This is a genomic window from Rhodococcus sp. 14C212, from assembly GCF_011058195.1.
Lineage (GTDB): Bacteria > Actinomycetota > Actinomycetes > Mycobacteriales > Mycobacteriaceae > Rhodococcus > Rhodococcus aetherivorans.
Window position 1 is genome coordinate 1 of record NZ_JAALEH010000105.1, and the last position, 18,473, is coordinate 18,473.

2 protein-coding genes are annotated in these 18,473 nt (G+C 72.0%); both read left to right on the forward strand.

From position 1 onward, the window contains the following. Positions 1–10 precede the first annotated feature (10 nt). Positions 11–11,545: an amino acid adenylation domain-containing protein gene (locus G6038_RS26810; RefSeq protein WP_346772932.1), complete on the forward strand. Its 11,535-nt coding sequence runs from the start codon at positions 11–13 to the stop codon at positions 11,543–11,545. A gap of 144 nt (positions 11,546–11,689) precedes the next feature. Beyond that, on the forward strand, positions 11,690–18,473 hold a 6,784-nt coding region (locus tag G6038_RS26815), incomplete at its 3' end, for a non-ribosomal peptide synthetase (RefSeq protein ID WP_165041406.1).

Below are 18,473 nucleotides of genomic sequence, written 5' to 3' on the forward strand. Positions count from 1 at the left end.
GCCGGAGCCGGTGTTCGAGGTCAAGGCGTTCCGCGCCGCGACGACTCCGGTGGAGGAGATCGTGGCGAGTGTGTTCGCCGAGGTGCTCGGTCTCGACCGGGTGGGCCTCGACGACGACTTCTTCGCCTTGGGCGGCAACTCGCTGATCGCCACGCAGGTGGTCTCCCGGATCGGTGCGGCGCTCGATGCGTCGGTGCCGCTGCGGCTGCTGTTCGAGAACTCGACGGTCGAGACGTTGGCCGCCCGGATCGACGGTCACGACGGTCCGGCGCGACGGGCCCCGCTGGTGCCGCAGTCCCGGCCCGAGCGGGTGCCGCTGTCGCTCGCGCAGCAGCGCATGTGGTTCCTCAACCGGTTCGATCCCGACTCGACGGCGAACAACATTCCCGTCGCCGTCCGCATGTCCGGCCGGCTCGACGTCCCGGCGCTCGAGGAAGCGGTGTGCGACGTCCTCGCCCGCCACGAGTCGCTGCGCACCGTCTACCCCGACCTCGACGGGTACGGCTATCAGAAGGTGCTCGCCCCGTCCGAGGTCCGTATCTCGCTCGAGGCCGTGCGGATCGAGCCGGCGCAGCTCCCCGGCGAGCTGCGAGCACTGGCGGCCACCCCCTTCGACGTGGTCACCGACGTCCCGATCGTCGTGCGCCTGCTGTGCCTGAGCCCCGAGGAGCACGTGCTCGTCGCGGTCATGCACCACATCGCCGGCGACGGCTTCTCGATGGGGCCGCTCACCCGCGACATCATGGTCGCCTACGCGGCCCGGTCCCTCGGCAACGAGCCCGCCTGGGAGCCGCTGGAGATCCAGTACGCCGACTACACCCTGTGGCAGCGCGACGTGCTCGGCTCCGAGGGCGACCCGGGTTCCGTCGTCACCCGTCAACTCGAGTACTGGAAGCAGGCGCTCGACGGATTGCCGGACGGGCTCGACCTGCCGACCGACCGGCCGCGGCCCGCGGTTGCGACGAATCAAGGTGCGACACATCGCCTCACCATCGACGAGTCGCTGCACGCCGCGCTCGGCCGGCTCGCCGGGGAGCGGCGCGCGACGGTGTTCATGGTGGTCCACGCGACCCTGGCGCTGCTGCTGGCCCGCCTCGGCACGTCCCGGGACATCGCCGTCGGCACACCGGTGGCCGGCCGCGGGGAACGCTCGCTCGACAACCTGATCGGCATGTTCGTCAACACTCTGGTGCTGCGCACCGAGGTGGACACTGCCGACACGTTCGGCGAACTGCTTGCCCGGGTGCGCGAGGTCGACCTCGGGGCCTTCGCGCATGCCGAGGTGCCGTTCGAGCGTCTCGTGGACGTGCTCGCGCCGGAACGCACCCAGGCCCGGAGTCCGCTGTTCCAGGTCATGCTGGCGTTCCAGAACATCGGCGACGTGGCCCTGGAACTGCCGGGGCTGTCCGTCGCGCAGCTGCCCCTCGACGCGGGCGTGTCGAAGTTCGACCTCATGGTCACGATCCTCGAGGGTCAGGCGGCCGGCACCGACGCGGGCGATCTCGCCGTCGAGATCTCCTACGCCACCGACCTGTTCGACGCCCCGACCGTCGCCGCCGTCGGCGACCGCTTCGTCCGGCTGCTGCGGCTGGTGACCGAGCAGCCCGACGTGCCGGTCGGCGACCTGCCGATGCTGCCGGGCGCGGAACTCGACGCGGTCGAGCAGCTCGCGCGTGGCCCCCGGCACACGCTCGACTGCGGAGCCACGCTGGTCGATCTCCTCGGCCGGCAGGCGGCCCGCACCTCCGACGCCGTGGCGATCGAGTCGGGCGAGTCGTCGCTGACCTACCGTGAGTTCGGCTCCCGGGTCAACGCGCTGGCGCGGTATCTCGTCGCGCACGGGGCGGGACCGGACACGGTGGTCGCGGTGGCCGCCGGCCGCTCCACGGAGATGCTCGTGGCGATCCACGCGGTCCTCGCCGCCGGGGCCGCTTATGTCCCGCTCGACCCGGACCAGCCGGCGGACCGGATCGCGTACGTCCTCGAATCCGCCTCGCCCGTCCTGGTTCTCACCCGGTCCGGGCGGGACCGCCTGCCCGGTTCGGACGCGGTGCCGGTCGTGGCGCTCGACGAGGTCGACACCGCACCGTACGGCGACACACCGCTGACCGACGCCGACCGGTTCGCGCCGCTGCGGCCGCAGCATCTCGCGTACGTGCTCTACACGTCCGGCTCCACCGGTCGGCCGAAGGGCGTGGCTGTGTCGCATGCCGCCGTGGTCAACCAGTTGCTGTGGATGCGGGACCGTTTCGGCGCGACGGCCGGCGACGTCCTGCTGCTCAAGACCCCCGCCACGTTCGACGCCTCGGTGTGGGAGATCTTCCTGCCTCCGCTGGTGGGTGCGCGGATCGTGGTGGGTGCACCGGACCTGCACCGCGACCCCGCCGGAATGGCGGCGGCGATCGCGCGTCACGCCGTCACGATGGCCCAGTTCGTGCCCGCCGTCTTCGACGCGGTCCTCGAACATCTCGACCGGACGAGCGCCTCCTCCCTGACCCAGGTCTTCTGCGGCGGCGAGAGCCTTCCGGCCGAGACCGTCGCACGGTTCCGCGCCCTGAACGACGCGCCCGTCCACAACCTGTACGGACCCACCGAGACGACGATCCAGACCGTCCACCGCACGGCGGATGCCGACGACGCCGGGGCGGTGCCGATCGGTACGCCGGTGTGGAACACCGACGCGCTCGTGCTCGACGAACGGTTGCACCCCGTGCCCGTCGGCGTCGCCGGCGAGCTCTACCTCACCGGTGTCCAGCTGGCCCGCGGCTATCACGGCCGAGTGGATCTGACGGCCGAGCGGTTCGTCGCGAACCCCTGGGCCGCCGGCGAGCGGATGTACCGCACCGGCGACCTGGTGCGGTGGACCGCCGCGGGCGAGCTCGACTACCTGGGCCGCACGGACCTGCAGGTCAAGCTGCGCGGGCTGCGCATCGAACTCGGGGAGGTCGAGTCGCAGCTCGCCGCCCTCGACGACGTTCGCCAGGCCGTCGCCGTGGTGCGCGAGGACCCGCGCTTCGGGCCGCAGCTGGTCGGCTACGTCGTCCCCGAGCCGGGGGCGGAGTTCGATCCGGCGCAGGCGAAGGACGCCCTGGCGGCCACACTGCCGTCGTACATGGTGCCGTCCGCGTTCGTCGCACTGGAGGCCTTCCCGCTGAACGCCAGCGGCAAGATCGACCGGCGCGCGCTGCCGGCCCCGACCTTCGAGGTGCGCACCTTCACCCCGCCGCGGACCCCGGTCGAGGAGATCGTCGCGGGCGTGTTCGCTCAGGTACTGGGCGTGCCGCGCGTCGGCCGCGACGACGACTTCTTCGATCTGGGAGGCAACTCTCTCGTCGCGACGCAGGTCGCGGCCCGCCTCAGCGAGGCGCTCGACGCGTCGATCCCGGTGCGGGCCCTGTTCGACGCCCCGACTGTCGAGGCCCTCGCGGTACGGGCCGAGCAGGAGGCCGGCGCCGGCCGCCGCACGCCGCTGGTCCCGTACGAGCGGCCCGAGCGCATCCCGCTGTCGCCTGCGCAGCAGCGCATGTGGTTCCTCAACCGCTTCGACCCCGAGTCGGCGGTGAACAACGTGCCGATCGGCGTGCGCTTCACCGGCGCCCTCGATGTGCCCGCGCTGCGCGGCGCGATACGGGACCTGACCGAGCGCCACGAGGTGCTGCGCACCGTCTACCCCGATGTGGACGGCACCGGCTACCAGCAGATCCTGCCGGAGTCCCCGGTGCGGCTCGTGGTCGAACGCATCGACGCGCAGGCCCTGCCGGACCGCGCCCGCGACCTGGTGACGCGCGGATTCGACGTCACCACCGAGGTGCCCTTCCGCGCGGTGGTCTTCGAGCTGAGCCGGACCGAGCATGTGCTGCTGTTCGTCGCCCATCACATCGCCACGGACGGGTTCTCGGTGCGCCCGCTCGCCCGCGACGTGATGGTCGCCTACGCGGCCCGCACCCGCGGTGAGCTGCCCGGCTGGGCACCGCTCGAGATCCAGTACGCGGACTATGCCCTGTGGCAGCGCGACGTGCTCGGTTCCGAGGACGAGCCGGGATCCGTGGCCGCCGAGCAGGTCGAGTTCTGGAAGCGCACCCTCGCCGCCCTGCCCGACCAGCTCGACCTGCCGTCCGATCGCGTCCGTCCCGAGCGGACCTCCGGGCACGGCCGCACCAGCCGCTTCCACGTCGAGGAAGCGCTCCACGAACGCCTGCAGAACCTCGCGCACGAGAAGAACACGTCGCTGTTCATGGTCGTGCACGCGGCGCTCGCGGTGCTGCTGGCCCGGTTGTCCGCGACCGAGGACATCGCGATCGGCACGCCGGTCGCCGGCCGCGGCGAGGCCGCCCTCGACGAGCTCGTCGGCATGTTCGTCAACACCCTCGTCCTGCGCACGGACGTGCGGGGCGGGCAGTCCTTCGCGGACCTGCTGAGCGCGGTGCGTGAGAGCGACCTCGATGCCTTCGCCCACGCGGACGTGCCGTTCGAACGGCTGGTGGAGATCCTCGATCCGGAACGCTCCCAGGCCCGGCACCCGTTGTTCCAGGTGGCGCTGACCTTCCAGAACATCGGACAGGCCGAGTTCGAACTCGACGGCCTCGCCCTGGAGGCGCTCGACTACGACCCGCCCACGGCGAAGTTCGATCTGCAGTTCACCTTCTCGGAGCAGGTGGCCGCGGACGGTTCGGCGGCCGGCATCGATGCCGCCGTCACCTACGCCACCGACCTGTTCGACGAGTTGCGGGTCGCCGCCTTCGCCGAGCAGCTGCTGCGGATCCTGCGGGCCGTGGTGGCCGACGCGTCGGTCGCGGTCGGTGACATCGAGATCGTCGACGAGTTCGAGCGCGAGCTCGTGGTCTCCCGGTGGAATTCGCTCGGCGACGACGTCGCCCCGGCGGACGTGACACTGGTGGACATGTTCGAGGCGCGCGTCGCCGCCGCACCCGGCGACATCGCGGTGCGGTTCGGCGACGAGTCGCTCACCTACGCCGAGTTCGCCTCCCGGGCGCGGCGACTGGCCCGGCACCTGATCTCCGTGGGTGTGGGGCCGGAGGCGCTCGTGGCGGTCGCGCTGCCGCGGTCGCTGGATCTGGTGGTCGCGCTCGTCGCCGTGCTCGAGGCCGGCGGCGGATACCTGCCGGTGGACCCGAACTACCCGGCCGACCGGATCGAGTTCATGCTCACCGACGCGGCGCCGGCCGCGGTGCTCACCCTCTCCGGCACGGGGGTGGATGTGCCCACCGCGGTGCCGGTGGTCGAGCTCGACACCGTCGACCTGTCGGGGGTGGACGACGCGCCGATCCGCGACGAGGAGCGCACCGCGCCGCTGGGCGCCACGAACCTCGCGTACGTCATCTACACCTCCGGATCCACGGGCCGGCCGAAGGGCGTGCTGATCCCGCACCGGAACGTGGTGCGGCTGATGGTCAACACCGAGTCGGTCTACGGGTTCGGCCCGTCGGACGTGTGGACGATGTTCCACTCGTACGCGTTCGACTTCTCGGTGTGGGAACTGTGGGGTCCGCTGCTGTACGGCGGCACCCTCGTCGTCGTGGACTGGTTCACCTCGCGCTCGCCGGAGGCGTTCCGCGAGTTGCTCGTTCGCGAGCGTGTGACGGTGCTGAATCAGACGCCGTCGGCGTTCTACCAGCTCGCCGAGGCGGACCGCACGGCCGGCGGGACCGGTGGCGAGCTGGCCCTGCGGTACGTGATCTTCGGCGGTGAGGCGCTCGAGCCGCGCCGGCTGGAGGGCTGGTTCGCCCGGCACGGGGACACCTCGCCTCGGCTGGTGAACATGTACGGCATCACCGAGACCACGGTGCACGTGTCGTACCGGGAGATCGGTGCGGACCTGGCCGAGTCCGGTTCGGCGAGCATCGTGGGCGTGCCGATCGCGGGCCTGCGGGTCTACGTCCTCGACACCCGCCTCAACCCCGTCCCGGTGGGCGTGGCCGGTGAGATGTACGTCGGCGGCGGCCAGCTGGCCCGCGGATACCTGGGCCGCCCGGACCTGTCCGCGGCCCGGTTCGTGGCCGATCCGTTCTCCGCCGACGGCGGATTGCTCTATCGCACCGGCGATGTGGCGCGCTGGGCGGTCTCGGGTGACCTCGAGTACCTCGGTCGCGCGGACGACCAGGTCAAGATCCGTGGCTTCCGGATCGAGCTCGGCGAGGTCGAGTCGGCCGTGCTGGCCCAGCAGCCGGTCGGCCAGGCCGCGGTGATCGTGCGCGAGGACGCCCCCGGGGCGGCGCGGATCGTCGCGTACGTGGTGCCGGCGGACGGCGCGACCGTCGACGTCGAGGAACTGCGCGCCGGGGTGGGCGCGCTGGTGCCGGAGTACATGGTGCCGTCGGCGTTCGTGGTGATCGACGCGATTCCGTTGACGGTCAACGGCAAGCTCGACCGCCGGGCGCTGCCGGAACCGGTGTTCGAGACCCGGGTCTTCCGGGCGCCGTCGACCCCGGTCGAGGAGATCGTCGCCGGCACGTTCGCCGAGGTGCTCGGCGTCGAGCGGGTGGGCGCGGACGACGACTTCTTCGAACTCGGTGGCAACTCGCTGATCGCGACGCAGGTCGTGTCGCGGCTCGGGGTGGCGCTCGACACGCAGGTTCCGGTGCGGACCCTGTTCGAGGCGTCGACCGTCGCCGCGCTCGCGGCGCGGGTCGAGCAGGACGCCACCGGTGGCGGCCGGGTGCCGCTGACGGCGCGGACGCGTCCGGAACGCATCCCGCTCTCGCCGGCGCAGCAGCGCATGTGGTTCCTCAACCGCTTCGACCCGGAGTCGACCGCCTACAACATCCCGATGGCCCTGCGGCTGACCGGTGACCTCGACGTCGCCGCGCTGCGCGCCGCCGTGGCCGACCTGGTGGCCCGTCACGAGACGCTGCGGACGGTGTACCCGGAGTCGAACTCCGGTCCGGTGCAGGAGATCCGGCCCGCCACCGCGGTGCCGATCGACCTCGATCCGGTCGACGTCCCGGCGGCCGAGCTGGAGTCGCGGCTGCGCGAACTCGCGTCGACCGGCTTCGACGTCACCCGCGAGATCCCGCTGCGGATCGCGCTGCTGCGCCTCGCGCCCGCCGAGTACGTGCTGGTCACCGTGGTGCACCACATCGCCGCCGACGGCTCGTCGATGGTCCCGATGGCCCGCGACGTGATGACCGCGTACGCCGCCCGGGCCGCCGGCACCGAACCGGCGTGGGCGCCGCTCGGGCTGCAGTACGCGGACTACGCGCTGTGGCAGCGGGAACTGCTCGGGTCCGAGGACGACCCCGAGTCGCTCGCCGCCCGGCAGCTCGACCACTGGCGGACCGCGCTCGCCGACCTGCCGGATCAGCTCGACCTGCCCACCGACCGGCCGCGTCCCGCGCAGCAGTCGTTCCGCGGCGACCGGGTCGAGTTCACCGTGGACGCGGACGTGCACGCCGCGTTGCGCGATCTCGCCCGCGCCCGCAATGCGACCGTGTTCATGGCGATGCATGCCGCGTTCGCCACGCTGCTCGCCCGCCTGTCCGGATCCGACGACATCGCGGTGGGCACGCCCATCGCCGGCCGCGGCGAGGCCGCCGTCGAGAACCTGATCGGCATGTTCGTCAACACGCTGGTCTTCCGGCTCTCCGTCGACGGCAACCGCTCGTTCGACGAACTGCTCGGGGCGGCACGGGAAACCGACCTGCAGGCGTTCGCGCACGCGGACGTGCCGTTCGAGCGGCTCGTGGAGGTGCTCAACCCGGCTCGCTCGACCGCGCGGCACCCGCTGTTCCAGGTGGGCTTCTCGTTCCAGAACCAGCAGCGCACCGAACTGGAACTGGCGGGTCTGACCGTCGCACCGATCGACCTCGAGGGCGGCACGTCGCAGTTCGACCTGCACCTGATCGTCAGCGACCGGTACGACGAGCAGGGCGCCCCGTCGGGGATGGACGCGATCCTGACGTTCGCCACCGACCTGTTCGACGAGTCCACCGCCCGTGCCGTGGCCGAGCGCTTCCAGCAGTTGCTCCGTGCACTCGTGCAGGCGCCGGACGTGCCGGTGGGTGACCACCCGTTGCTGCTCGCGCGCGAACAGCACGACGTCCTGACGGCGTGGAACGACACCGTCCACGAGACCGGCACGGCCGCAACGCTCGTCGACCTGTTCGACGAGCAGGTGCGGCGAGATCCCGGCGCGGTCGCACTGGTGTACGAGGGCGTTGCCGTCACGTACGGCGAGTTCGGCGCCCGCGTCAACCGCCTCGCCCGGCACCTGATCGCCCTGGGCGTGGGTCCGGAGGATCGGGTGGCGCTCGTCGCACGACGCTCGCCGGAACTCGTGGTCGGCATGTACGCGATCGCCACGGCCGGCGCCGCCTACGTGCCCCTCGATCCGGATCAGCCGGCCGAGCGCAACGCCTACATCCTCGACACCGCGGCCCCCACCTGCGTGGTCACGGTCGCGGCGGACCGGTTCGACGTGCCCGGCGTGCCGGTGGTCGAACTCGACCGCCTGGACCTGTCCGGGCTGCCGGACGCGCCGGTGACGGCGGCGGAGCGCCGCGCGCCGCTGCGCGCCGCGAACACCGCGTACGTGATCTTCACGTCCGGGTCGACGGGCCGGCCCAAGGGGGTGGCGGTTCCGCACTCCGCCGTCGTCAACCAGATGCTGTGGAAGCGGGACGCGTTCGACCTCGGACCGGACGACGCGGTGCTGCTCAAGACCGTCGCCACGTTCGACCTGTCGGTGTGGGAGTTCTGGTCGGCGCTCACCTCCGGCGCGCGCCTGGTGATCGCGACCGCCGACGGCCACCGCGATCCCGACTACCTGCTGCGGCTGCTGCGCGACGAGCGCGTCACCACGCTGCACGCCGTTCCGTCGATGCTCTCGATGCTCATGACCGCCGCCGGCGGGGAGGTCGCGCCGTCGCTGCGCCGCGTGCTCGCCATCGGCGAGGCGCTGCCGGCGGCCACCGCGCAGCAGTTCCGTACGGACAACGAGGCGGTCCTGTTCAACCTGTACGGGCCGACCGAGGCCGCCGTGTCCGTCACCGTGCACGAGACCGGCGACGCCGACACCACGGTCGTGCCGATCGGTGTGCCCGAGTGGAACACCCGGGTCCACGTGCTCGACGCGCGCCTGCGTCCGGTGCCGGTCGGGGTGGCCGGCGAGCTGTACCTGGCCGGTGCCCAGCTGGCGCGCGGCTACCACGGCCGTCCCGACCTGACCGCCGACCGGTTCGTCGCCGACCCGTTCGGCGGGGGCCGGATGTACCGCACGGGCGACATCGTGCACTGGAACCGTGGCGGCGAACTGGTCTACCGCGACCGCGCCGACTTCCAGGTCAAGGTGCGCGGCTACCGCATCGAACTCGGTGAGATCGAGTCGGTGCTGCGCGCCCGCGACGAGGTGCGCGACGTCGCCGTCCTCGTCCGCAACGACCCGCACGTCGGAGATCGCCTGGTGGCCTACGTGGTTCCGGCCGGTGGTGCCGAACTCGACGCGGCCGCGACGAAGACCGCGCTGGCGCAGGCGCTTCCGTCGTACATGGTGCCGTCGGTGTTCGTCGTCCTCGAGGCGCTGCCGCTGAACACCAACGGCAAGCTCGACCGCAGGGCGCTGCCCGAACCGGAGTTCGAGGCCGGGCAGTTCCGGGCCCCCACCACCCCGGTGGAGGAGATCGTCGCCCGGGTCCTCGCCGAGGTTCTCGGCATCGAACGCGCCGGCCTCGACGACGACTTCTTCGAGCTCGGCGGCAACTCCCTGCTCGCGACGCAGCTGGCCTCCCGGCTCGGCGCCGCGCTCGACACCCGGGTGTCGGTGCGGACCGTGTTCGAGGCCTCGACCGTCGCGGCGCTGGCCGGCCGGATCCAGCCGTCCGTCGGCCGCGGCGCCCGGCCGCCGCTGGTGCCGGAGCCGCGGCCCGACCGGGTTCCGCTCTCGCTCGCGCAGCAGCGGATGTGGACCCTCAACCAGGTGGATCCGGGATCGGGGGCCTACAACATCCCCGTCGCGGTGCGGCTCAGCGGCTTCCTCGACGTCGACGCGCTGCGCGCCGCCGTCGCCGACGTGATCGCCCGGCACGAGGTGCTGCGCACGGTGTACCCGGACACGGAGGACGGCCCGGTCCAGGTGGTGCTCCCGACGGCACAGGCGCTGCCGGACCTGGCCCCGGTGCCCGTACCCGAGAGCGAGATCGTCGACCGGCTCACCGATGTGCTCGGCGCCGGATTCGACGTGACGGCACCGACCCCTCCGGTGCGGGCGCGATTGTTCCGCGTCGCCGACGACGAGCACGTGCTCGCCCTGGTGGCCCACCACATCAGCGCCGACGGCTACTCGATGCGGCCGCTCGTGCGCGACGTGATGGTCGCGTACGCCGCCCGCGCCGAGGCCCAGGTGCCGGGATGGGCGGAGCTGCCGGTCCAGTACGCCGACTACACGCTGTGGCAGCAACGGGTCCTCGGCGACCCGGACGACCCGGACAGCGAGCTGTCCCGCCAGCTCGGGTACTGGACCGCCGAGCTCGCCGGCAGCCCCGAGCTGCTCGCGCTGCCGACCGATCGGCCGCGGCCGGCGCGGCAGTCGACCCAGGGCGACTCGGTGGCGTTCACCATCGGCGAGGCGCTCGCGCAGCGCATCGAGAAGACCGCCCGCGAACACAACGCGACGGTGTTCATGGTCGTGCACGCCGCCCTCGCGGTGCTCCTGTCCCGGCTCGCGTCCGCCGAGGACGTCGCGGTCGGTACCCCGACCGCCGGGCGCGCCGAGGAAGTTCTCGACGACCTGGTGGGCATGTTCGTCAACACGCTGGTGCTGCGCACCCGCGTGGCCGGTGGGGACACGTTCGCCGACCTGCTCGCCCAGGCGAAGGAGAAGGATCTGGCGGCGTTCGGCAACGCCGACGTGCCGTTCGAGCGGCTCGTCGACGCCGTCGGCCGCAGGCGGTCGAGCTCGTACACGCCGCTGTTCCAGGTGATGCTCACGTTCCAGAACATCGAGACCGGAACGCTGGAACTGCCCGGACTGGCGGTCACCCCGCTCGAGGCGGGCGCCCATCAGGCGAAGTTCGACCTGCAGTGCACCTTCGTCGAGCAGTTCGCGCCCGGCGGGGGCCTCGGCGGCCTCGACGTGATCTTCACCTACGCGACCGCGCTGTTCGACCGGGAGACGGTCGAGCTGGTCGCCGAGCGATTCACCCGGATCCTGGACGCGGTGACGTCGGACCCCCAGGTGCGGCTGCGCGCGATCGACATCCTCACCGAGGCCGAACGGGCCCGCCTGGCCGCGCCGCGCAAGCCCCGGACCGTGGCGGACCTGCCGGACCTGGTCGCCGCCGCCGCCGAGACCGCCCCCGACACGGTGGCGCTCAGCCACGACGGCCGGGACGTCACCTTCGGGGAGTTCGCGCAGAAACTGGCCGCGACGGCCACCGCGACGGGTGGGGCACTCACCGCGGAGGCGCTCGTGCCCGTGGTGTTGAACACCCTCATCCCCGGCGTCCTGCCCGCGCTGGGCCCCGACGGGTTCGCCGAGCTGGTCCGATCCGTGCTCGCCACGGCCGACGAGATCACCGGTAGGGGGCTCTGACCTGGGCGCTTCGTGTGCTGTCGGTCCGACCGGGATAATCGAACATCGACTGTCGTCCGACCCCGTGGGCACCGAGGTGGCCACGGGGTCGACGGAGCGCGCACGACTGTGTGCGACACGCAGAGGTATCGGAGGATGAAGTAGATGGCTGAAGGCACGTCGGGCAAGCAGGCGCTGACGATCGCAGACCTGCCCCGGTTGCTGGCCGGAGTCGTGGACCGCGAGCCCGACCGCGTCGCCCTCGCCCACGGTGACACGCAGCTGACCTACAGCCGGCTCCAGCAGGAGATCGCCACCCTCGACGCCGCGATGGGGGGCGTGCTCGGCATCGAGGCGCTGGTCCCGGTCGTGCTGTCCAACCTCGCGCCCGAGCTCCTCGCCGACGGTGGGCTGCCCGCCGTGCTCGACGGCCTCCTCGCCGATGCCGCGTCCGTCCTCGGTGACGCCGCCGTGGCCCCCGTCGGACCCGACCTCGACACCCTCGTGGGCCGCTTCGACGCCCAGGTCGAGGCGACCCCGGACGCGGTCGCCCTCGAGTTCGACGGCGAAACCCTGACCTACGCGCAGTTCGGCGCCCGCGTCAACCGGCTCGCGCGGCACCTGATCGGGCTCGGCGTGGGCCCGGACGCGCGCGTCGGCCTGTCGATGCGGCGGTCCTTCGACCTGCTCGTCGGCATGTACGCCATCGTCAAGGCCGGCGGGGCCTACGTGCCGCTGGACCCGGATCACCCCGCGGACCGCATCGCCTACGTCCTCGACACCGCCGAACCCGTCGCGGTGGTCACCACCGCCCGCGACCGGGTGGACCTGCCCGGATCGGTGCCCGTGGTGCTCGTCGACACCCTCGACCTCGCGGAGGTGTCCGCCGACCCGGTGCGCGACGACGAGCGGGTCGGCCCCCTGACCGCCGACCGTCTCGCCTACGTCATCTTCACCTCCGGCTCCACCGGACGCCCGAAGGGCGTCGCGGTCGAACACCGGGCCATCGTCGCGAACATCGCCTGGCGACAGGCCGAGTACGGGCTGCGCGGCGACGACGTCGTGCTGCAGAAGACGCCGTTCACGTTCGACGTGTCGGTGTGGGAGTTCTTCTGGCCGCTGCAGGTGGGGGCGCGACTGTCGATCGCGAGGCCCGACGGCCACCGCGACCCCGCCTACCTCGCGCAGACCATGATCGAGCGCCGGGTCACCGTCGCCCACTTCGTCCCGTCCATGCTCGCGGTCTACCTCGCCGAGCCCACCGCCGCGGCCGTCACCTCGCTGCGGTACGTCTTCGCCTCGGGTGAGGCGCTGCCCGCGCAGACCGTCGCCCGGTTCCACCGGATCTCGCCGGCCGGGCTGCACAACCTGTACGGCCCGACGGAGGCCGCGGTCGACGTCACCTACTACGAGACCCACGGCGACGACACCGTCGTCCCCATCGGTGCGGCCGTCGCCGACACCGACCTCTACGTCCTCGACGAGGGCCTGCGACCCGTTCCGCAGGGTGTCGAGGGAGAGCTGTACCTCGCGGGCATCCAGCTCGCGCGCGGCTACCTGCGCCGCCCCGACCTGACCGCGGACCGCTTCGTCGCCGACCCGTTCGGGGCGCCCGGCGACCGCATGTACCGCACCGGCGACCTGGTCAAGTGGAACGCCGACGGCCTGATCGAATACGTCGGCCGCACCGACTTCCAGGTCAAGCTGCGCGGCCTGCGCATCGAACTCGGCGAGATCGAATCCGCCCTGCTCGACCACCCAGGGGTCCGGCAGGCGGTCGTCGTCGTGCACTCCGACGAGACGCTCGGCGACCACCTCGTCGGCTACCTCGTCACCGGCGGCGAACCGGTCGACCGGACCGAACTGGCCGCGGCCGTGCGCCGGCGGCTGCCGGACTACATGGTGCCGTCGCTGTTCGTGGAAATGACGGAGTTTCCCCTCAACGCGTCGGGCAAGCTCGACCGCGGGGCGCTGCCCGAGCCCGACTTCAGTGTTCTGGCAACCGAATACCGCGCACCGAGCACGCCCACCGAGGAAACGGTTGTCGCGGCGTTCGAGAGTGTGCTCGGTGTCGAGCGCCTCGGCGTCGACGACGACTTCTTCGCCCTGGGCGGCAACTCGCTGAGCGCGACGCGCGTCGTGGCGCGGATCAACGCCGACCACAAGGTCCGCATCGACGTCCGGGAGTTCTTCGACGCCCCGACCGCCGCGCAGCTCGCCACGCTCGTCGACGCGGCGATGGCCGCCGGCGACTCCCACCGCCCTCCGCTGGTGCCGCAGGTGCGGCCGGAGCAGGTGCCGCTGTCGCTGGCGCAGCGGCGGATGTGGTTCCTCAACCGCCTCGATCCCGGCTCGGCGGTCAACAACATCACGGTCGCACTGCGGCTGGCCGGGACGCTCGACGTCGACGCCCTCCGGGCGGCCGTGTCGGACGTGGTCGCTCGGCACGAGGTGCTGCGCACCGTCTACCCCGAGACGGAGGGGGTCGGCTACCAGCAGGTGCTGCCGGCCTCCGACGTGGACGTGGAGCTGGACCTCACGCCGTCGAGGGTGACCGAGTCCGAGATCGTGTCGGCGGTGGCGGAGACCGTCTCGGCCGGGTTCGACGTCACGGCCGAGGTGCCCGTTCGCGTCCGTCTGCTGCAGGTGTCGGACACCGAGCACGTGCTGGTGCTCGTGGTGCACCACATCGCAGCGGACGGGTTCTCGATGGGTCCGCTCACGCGGGACGTGATGGTCGCCTACGACGCCCGTACCCGTCACGAGGCACCCGCCTGGGAGCCGTTGGCCGTGCAGTACGCCGACTACGCCATCTGGCAGCGGCAGGCCCTCGGTTCGGAGGACGATCCGCAGTCGGTCGTCACGCAGCAGATCGAGTACTGGGCGCGCCGTCTCGACGGTGTACCCGAGCGGCTGGACCTGCCGACCGACCGGCCCCGGCCCGTCGTCGCCACCAACCGGGCGTCGGTGCACGCCTTCACCGTCGGCGAATCGCTGCACCGGGGTCTCGTCCGGCTGGCGCACGACACCCGGACGACGCCGTTCATGGTGGTGCACGCCGCCCTGGCGGCCGTCCTCAGCCGCCTGTCGGGCTCGGCGGACGTCACCATCGGCACGCCGATCGCCGGTCGCGGTGAGCAGGAACTCGACGACCTGATCGGCATGTTCGTCAACACCCTGGTGCTGCGCACCGAGGTCGAGCTGGGCGAGCCGTTCACCCGGCTCCTGGCGCGCGTGCGCGAGTCCGACCTCGCGGCGTTCGGGCACGCGGACGTCCCGTTCGAGCGGCTCGTCGAGGTGCTCGATCCGGTCCGGTCGCAGTCCCACCACCCGCTCTTCCAGGTGATGCTCGCGTTCCAGAATCTCGAACAGACCACCCTCGAGCTCGGCGACCTCGCGATCAGCCCGGTCACCGCGAATCTCGAACAGTCCCAGTACGATCTGTCGTTCATCTTCGTCGAAACGGTCGACGAGGACGGCGAGCTGGGTGGCCTCGCCTGCGACCTGCGGTACGCCACCGATCTGTTCGACGAGGCGACGATCGCCTCGTTCGTGCAGCGGTTGCTGCGGGTGCTCGAGACCGTCGCGGCCGAGCCGGCGCGGGCGGTGGGCGACGTCGAGTTCCTGTCGGAGCCCGAGCGGCGGGCGCTGACGTCGGTGCACGGCGCGCCGGCCGAGCCCGCCGGAACGCTGGACGAGATCCTGTCCGCCGCCGCCCGGCGCAATCCCGCCCCCGTGGCCCTGCGGTTCGAGGGCCGGTCCGTGTCGTACGGGGAACTGGATGCGGCGTCGTCGCGCCTGGCGCGACTGCTGATCTCCCGCGGCATCGGACCGGAGGATCGGGTGGCGCTCGCCGTTCCGCGGTCGATCGAGTCGGTCGTCGCGCTGTGGGCGGTCGTCAGGTCCGGAGCGGCGTTCGTCCCCGTGGACCCGACCTACCCGGTCGAGCGGATCGCGTACATGCTGTCGGATTCGGGCGCGGCGCTGGGTATCACATCGGCCGAATCCGTCGGCGCGCTGCCGGACACGGTGTCCTGGCTCGTGCTCGAGGAGGCGGCCGAGGCCGGCTCCGGGCTGCCGTCGGGACCGGTGTCCGACGCCGAGCGTGTGCGCTCGCTGCTTCCGGCGCATCCGGCGTACGTCATCTACACCTCCGGCACGACGGGCACACCGAAGGGTGTCGTCGTCGCGCACGCCGGGGTGGTGAACTTCTGTGCCGAACAGGTGGAGCGGTATTCCGTCGCCGCCGACTCTCGTACGTTGCACTTCGCGTCGCCGAGCTTCGATGCGTCGGTCCTCGAACTGCTGCTGGCGTTCGGCGCGGGCGCGACGATGGTCGTCGCGCCGACCTCCGTGTACGGCGGCGCCGAACTCGCCGGCCTGCTGGCGGAGGAAGCGGTCACCCATGCCTTCGTGACCCCCGCCGCCCTCGGCTCGGTGGATCCTTCGGGTCTCGACTGCGTCCGCGTGGTGATCACGGGCGGCGAGGCGTGCTCCCCGGGCCTGGTGGCGCGCTGGGCGACGATCCTGCCCGACGGGTCGCGCCGCGCGTTCTTCAACGCCTACGGTCCCACCGAGTCGACGGTGGCGTCGAACATCAGCGACGCGTTGCTGCCCGGCGATCCGGTGGTGATGGGCGGCCCCGTCCGCGGCATGCGGGTGCTCGTTCTCGACAACCGGTTGCGGCCGGTGCCGGTCGGCATCCCCGGCGAGCTGTACCTGGCGGGAGTCCAGGTGGCCCGCGGGTATCTGGGCCGGGCCGGGCTGACGGCCGAGCGGTTCGTGGCCGACCCGTACGCCACCGACGGCGGCCGGATGTACCGCACCGGTGACGTGGTGCGGTGGTTCGGTTCTCCCGGGGACGAGGCGACCGGTGTGGTCGGCCACGGTGTGGTCGAGTACGTCGGCCGGGCCGACGACCAGGTGAAGATCCGCGGCTTCCGGATCGAACTCGGTGAGATCGAGGCGGCCCTCGCGCGGTGCGCCGGTGTCGCCCAGTCGGTCGCGACGGTGCGCCGGGACGGGCAGCGTGGTGAGCAGCTCGTCGGGTACGTCGTCCCCGAACCGGGCGCCGAACTCGACGGCACCGCCGTCAAGGATTCCGTGGCGCAGTTCCTGACGAGCTACATGGTGCCCCACGCGGTCGTGGTCCTGGACTCGATCCCGCTGACGCCCGGCGGCAAGCTCGACCGGCGTGCACTGCCGGAACCGGAGCAGGAGGCCCGTGTCTTCCGGACGCCGACCACCCCGGTCGAGGAGATCGTCGCGCGGGTCTTCGCCGACGTCCTCGGCGTGGAACGCGTCGGGCTGGACGACGACTTCTTCGAACTGGGCGGCAACTCACTCGTCGCCACGCAGGTGATCTCCCGTCTCGGCGCGGCGCTCGGTGCCACGATTCCGGTGCGGACGCTGTTCGAGGCGTCCGGGGTCGCCTCCCTGGCCGCGCGTCTCGAGCAGGCCGACTCCTCCGGCAGCCGAGTGCCGTTGGTGGCGCGGACCCGGCCGGAGCGGGTCCCGCTGTCGTTGGCGCAGCGTCGGATGTGGTTCCTCAATCGGTTCGAACCGGACTCCGCGGTGAACAACATCCCGCTGCCCATCCGGCTGTCCGGACTGCTGGACCGGCACGCGCTGCAGGTGGCGGTCGCCGACGTGCTGGCCCGTCACGAGTCCCTGCGGACGGTGTACCCGGACGCCGACGGGGTGGCGTACCAGCAGGTGCTGCCGACCTCGCGGGTGATTCCCGATCTGTCGCCGATCCCGGTGTCCGAGGCCGACCTGCTCGGCGAGGTCCTGGCGATGGCGTCGGCCGGATTCGACGTGTCGACGCAGGTGCCGTTCCGGGCGCGGTTGTTCGAGGTGTCCGCGACCGAGCATGTTCTCGTCCTCGTCGTGCACCACATCGCGGCCGACGGCTTCTCCATGGGGCCGCTCACGCGTGACGTGGTGCTGGCGTACTCGGCGCGGGCCACCGGTGGGGAGCCGGAGTGGGAACCCCTGCCGGTGCAGTACGCCGACTACGCGTTGTGGCAGCGGGAGGTTCTCGGATCGGAGGACGACCCGGACTCGGTGATCGCGAGCCAGGAAGCGTACTGGACCGGCGCGCTCGACGGGCTGCCCGAGCAGCTCGACCTGCCGTCGGACCGGCCCCGGCCGGCGGTCGCATCCAATGCGGGTGCGGTGCACGAGTTCTCGCTCGGGCCGGAACTCCATGCCGCGATCGGGCGGGTGGCGCGCGAGCGTAACGTCACCCCGTTCATGGTGGTGCACGCGGCGCTGTCGGTGCTGCTGGCGCGGTTGTCGGGCACCGACGACATCGCCATCGGCACGCCGGTGGCCGGCCGCGGCGAGCAGGAACTCGACGACCTGGTCGGCATGTTCGTCAACACCCTGGTGCTGCGGACCCGGGTCGAGGGTGGGGAGTCCTTCGAGGACCTGCTCGCGCGGGTACGCGGCACCGACCTCGACGCGTTCGCGCACGCGGACGTGCCGTTCGAGCGGCTGGTGGAGGTGCTCAATCCCGCCCGGTCCACGGCGCGGCACCCGCTGTTCCAGGTGATGCTGTCCTTCCAGAACCAGGCGATGGGATCCCTCGAGCTGCCGGGCCTGACCGTCTCGGGCCTCGACTTCGACGCCGCGACCGCCCGGTTCGATCTGCAGTTCTCCCTCGCCGAAACGGACGCCGGGACAGTCGATTCCGCCGGGTATGCGGTCGGGATCACCTATGCGACGGATCTGTTCGATGCGTCGACGGTGGCGGGGTTCGCGGCGCGGTTCGTGCGGGTGCTCGGGGAGGTGGTGGCGGATCCGTCGGTGGCGGTGGGAGATCTGGAGATCCTCGAGCCGGTGGAGCGGTCGCGGGTGCTCGAGGTGTGGAACGACACGGCGCGGGCGGTGCCGTCGGCGACGTTGGTGGAGTTGTTCGGGGAGCGGGTGCGCCGGTCGCCGGAGG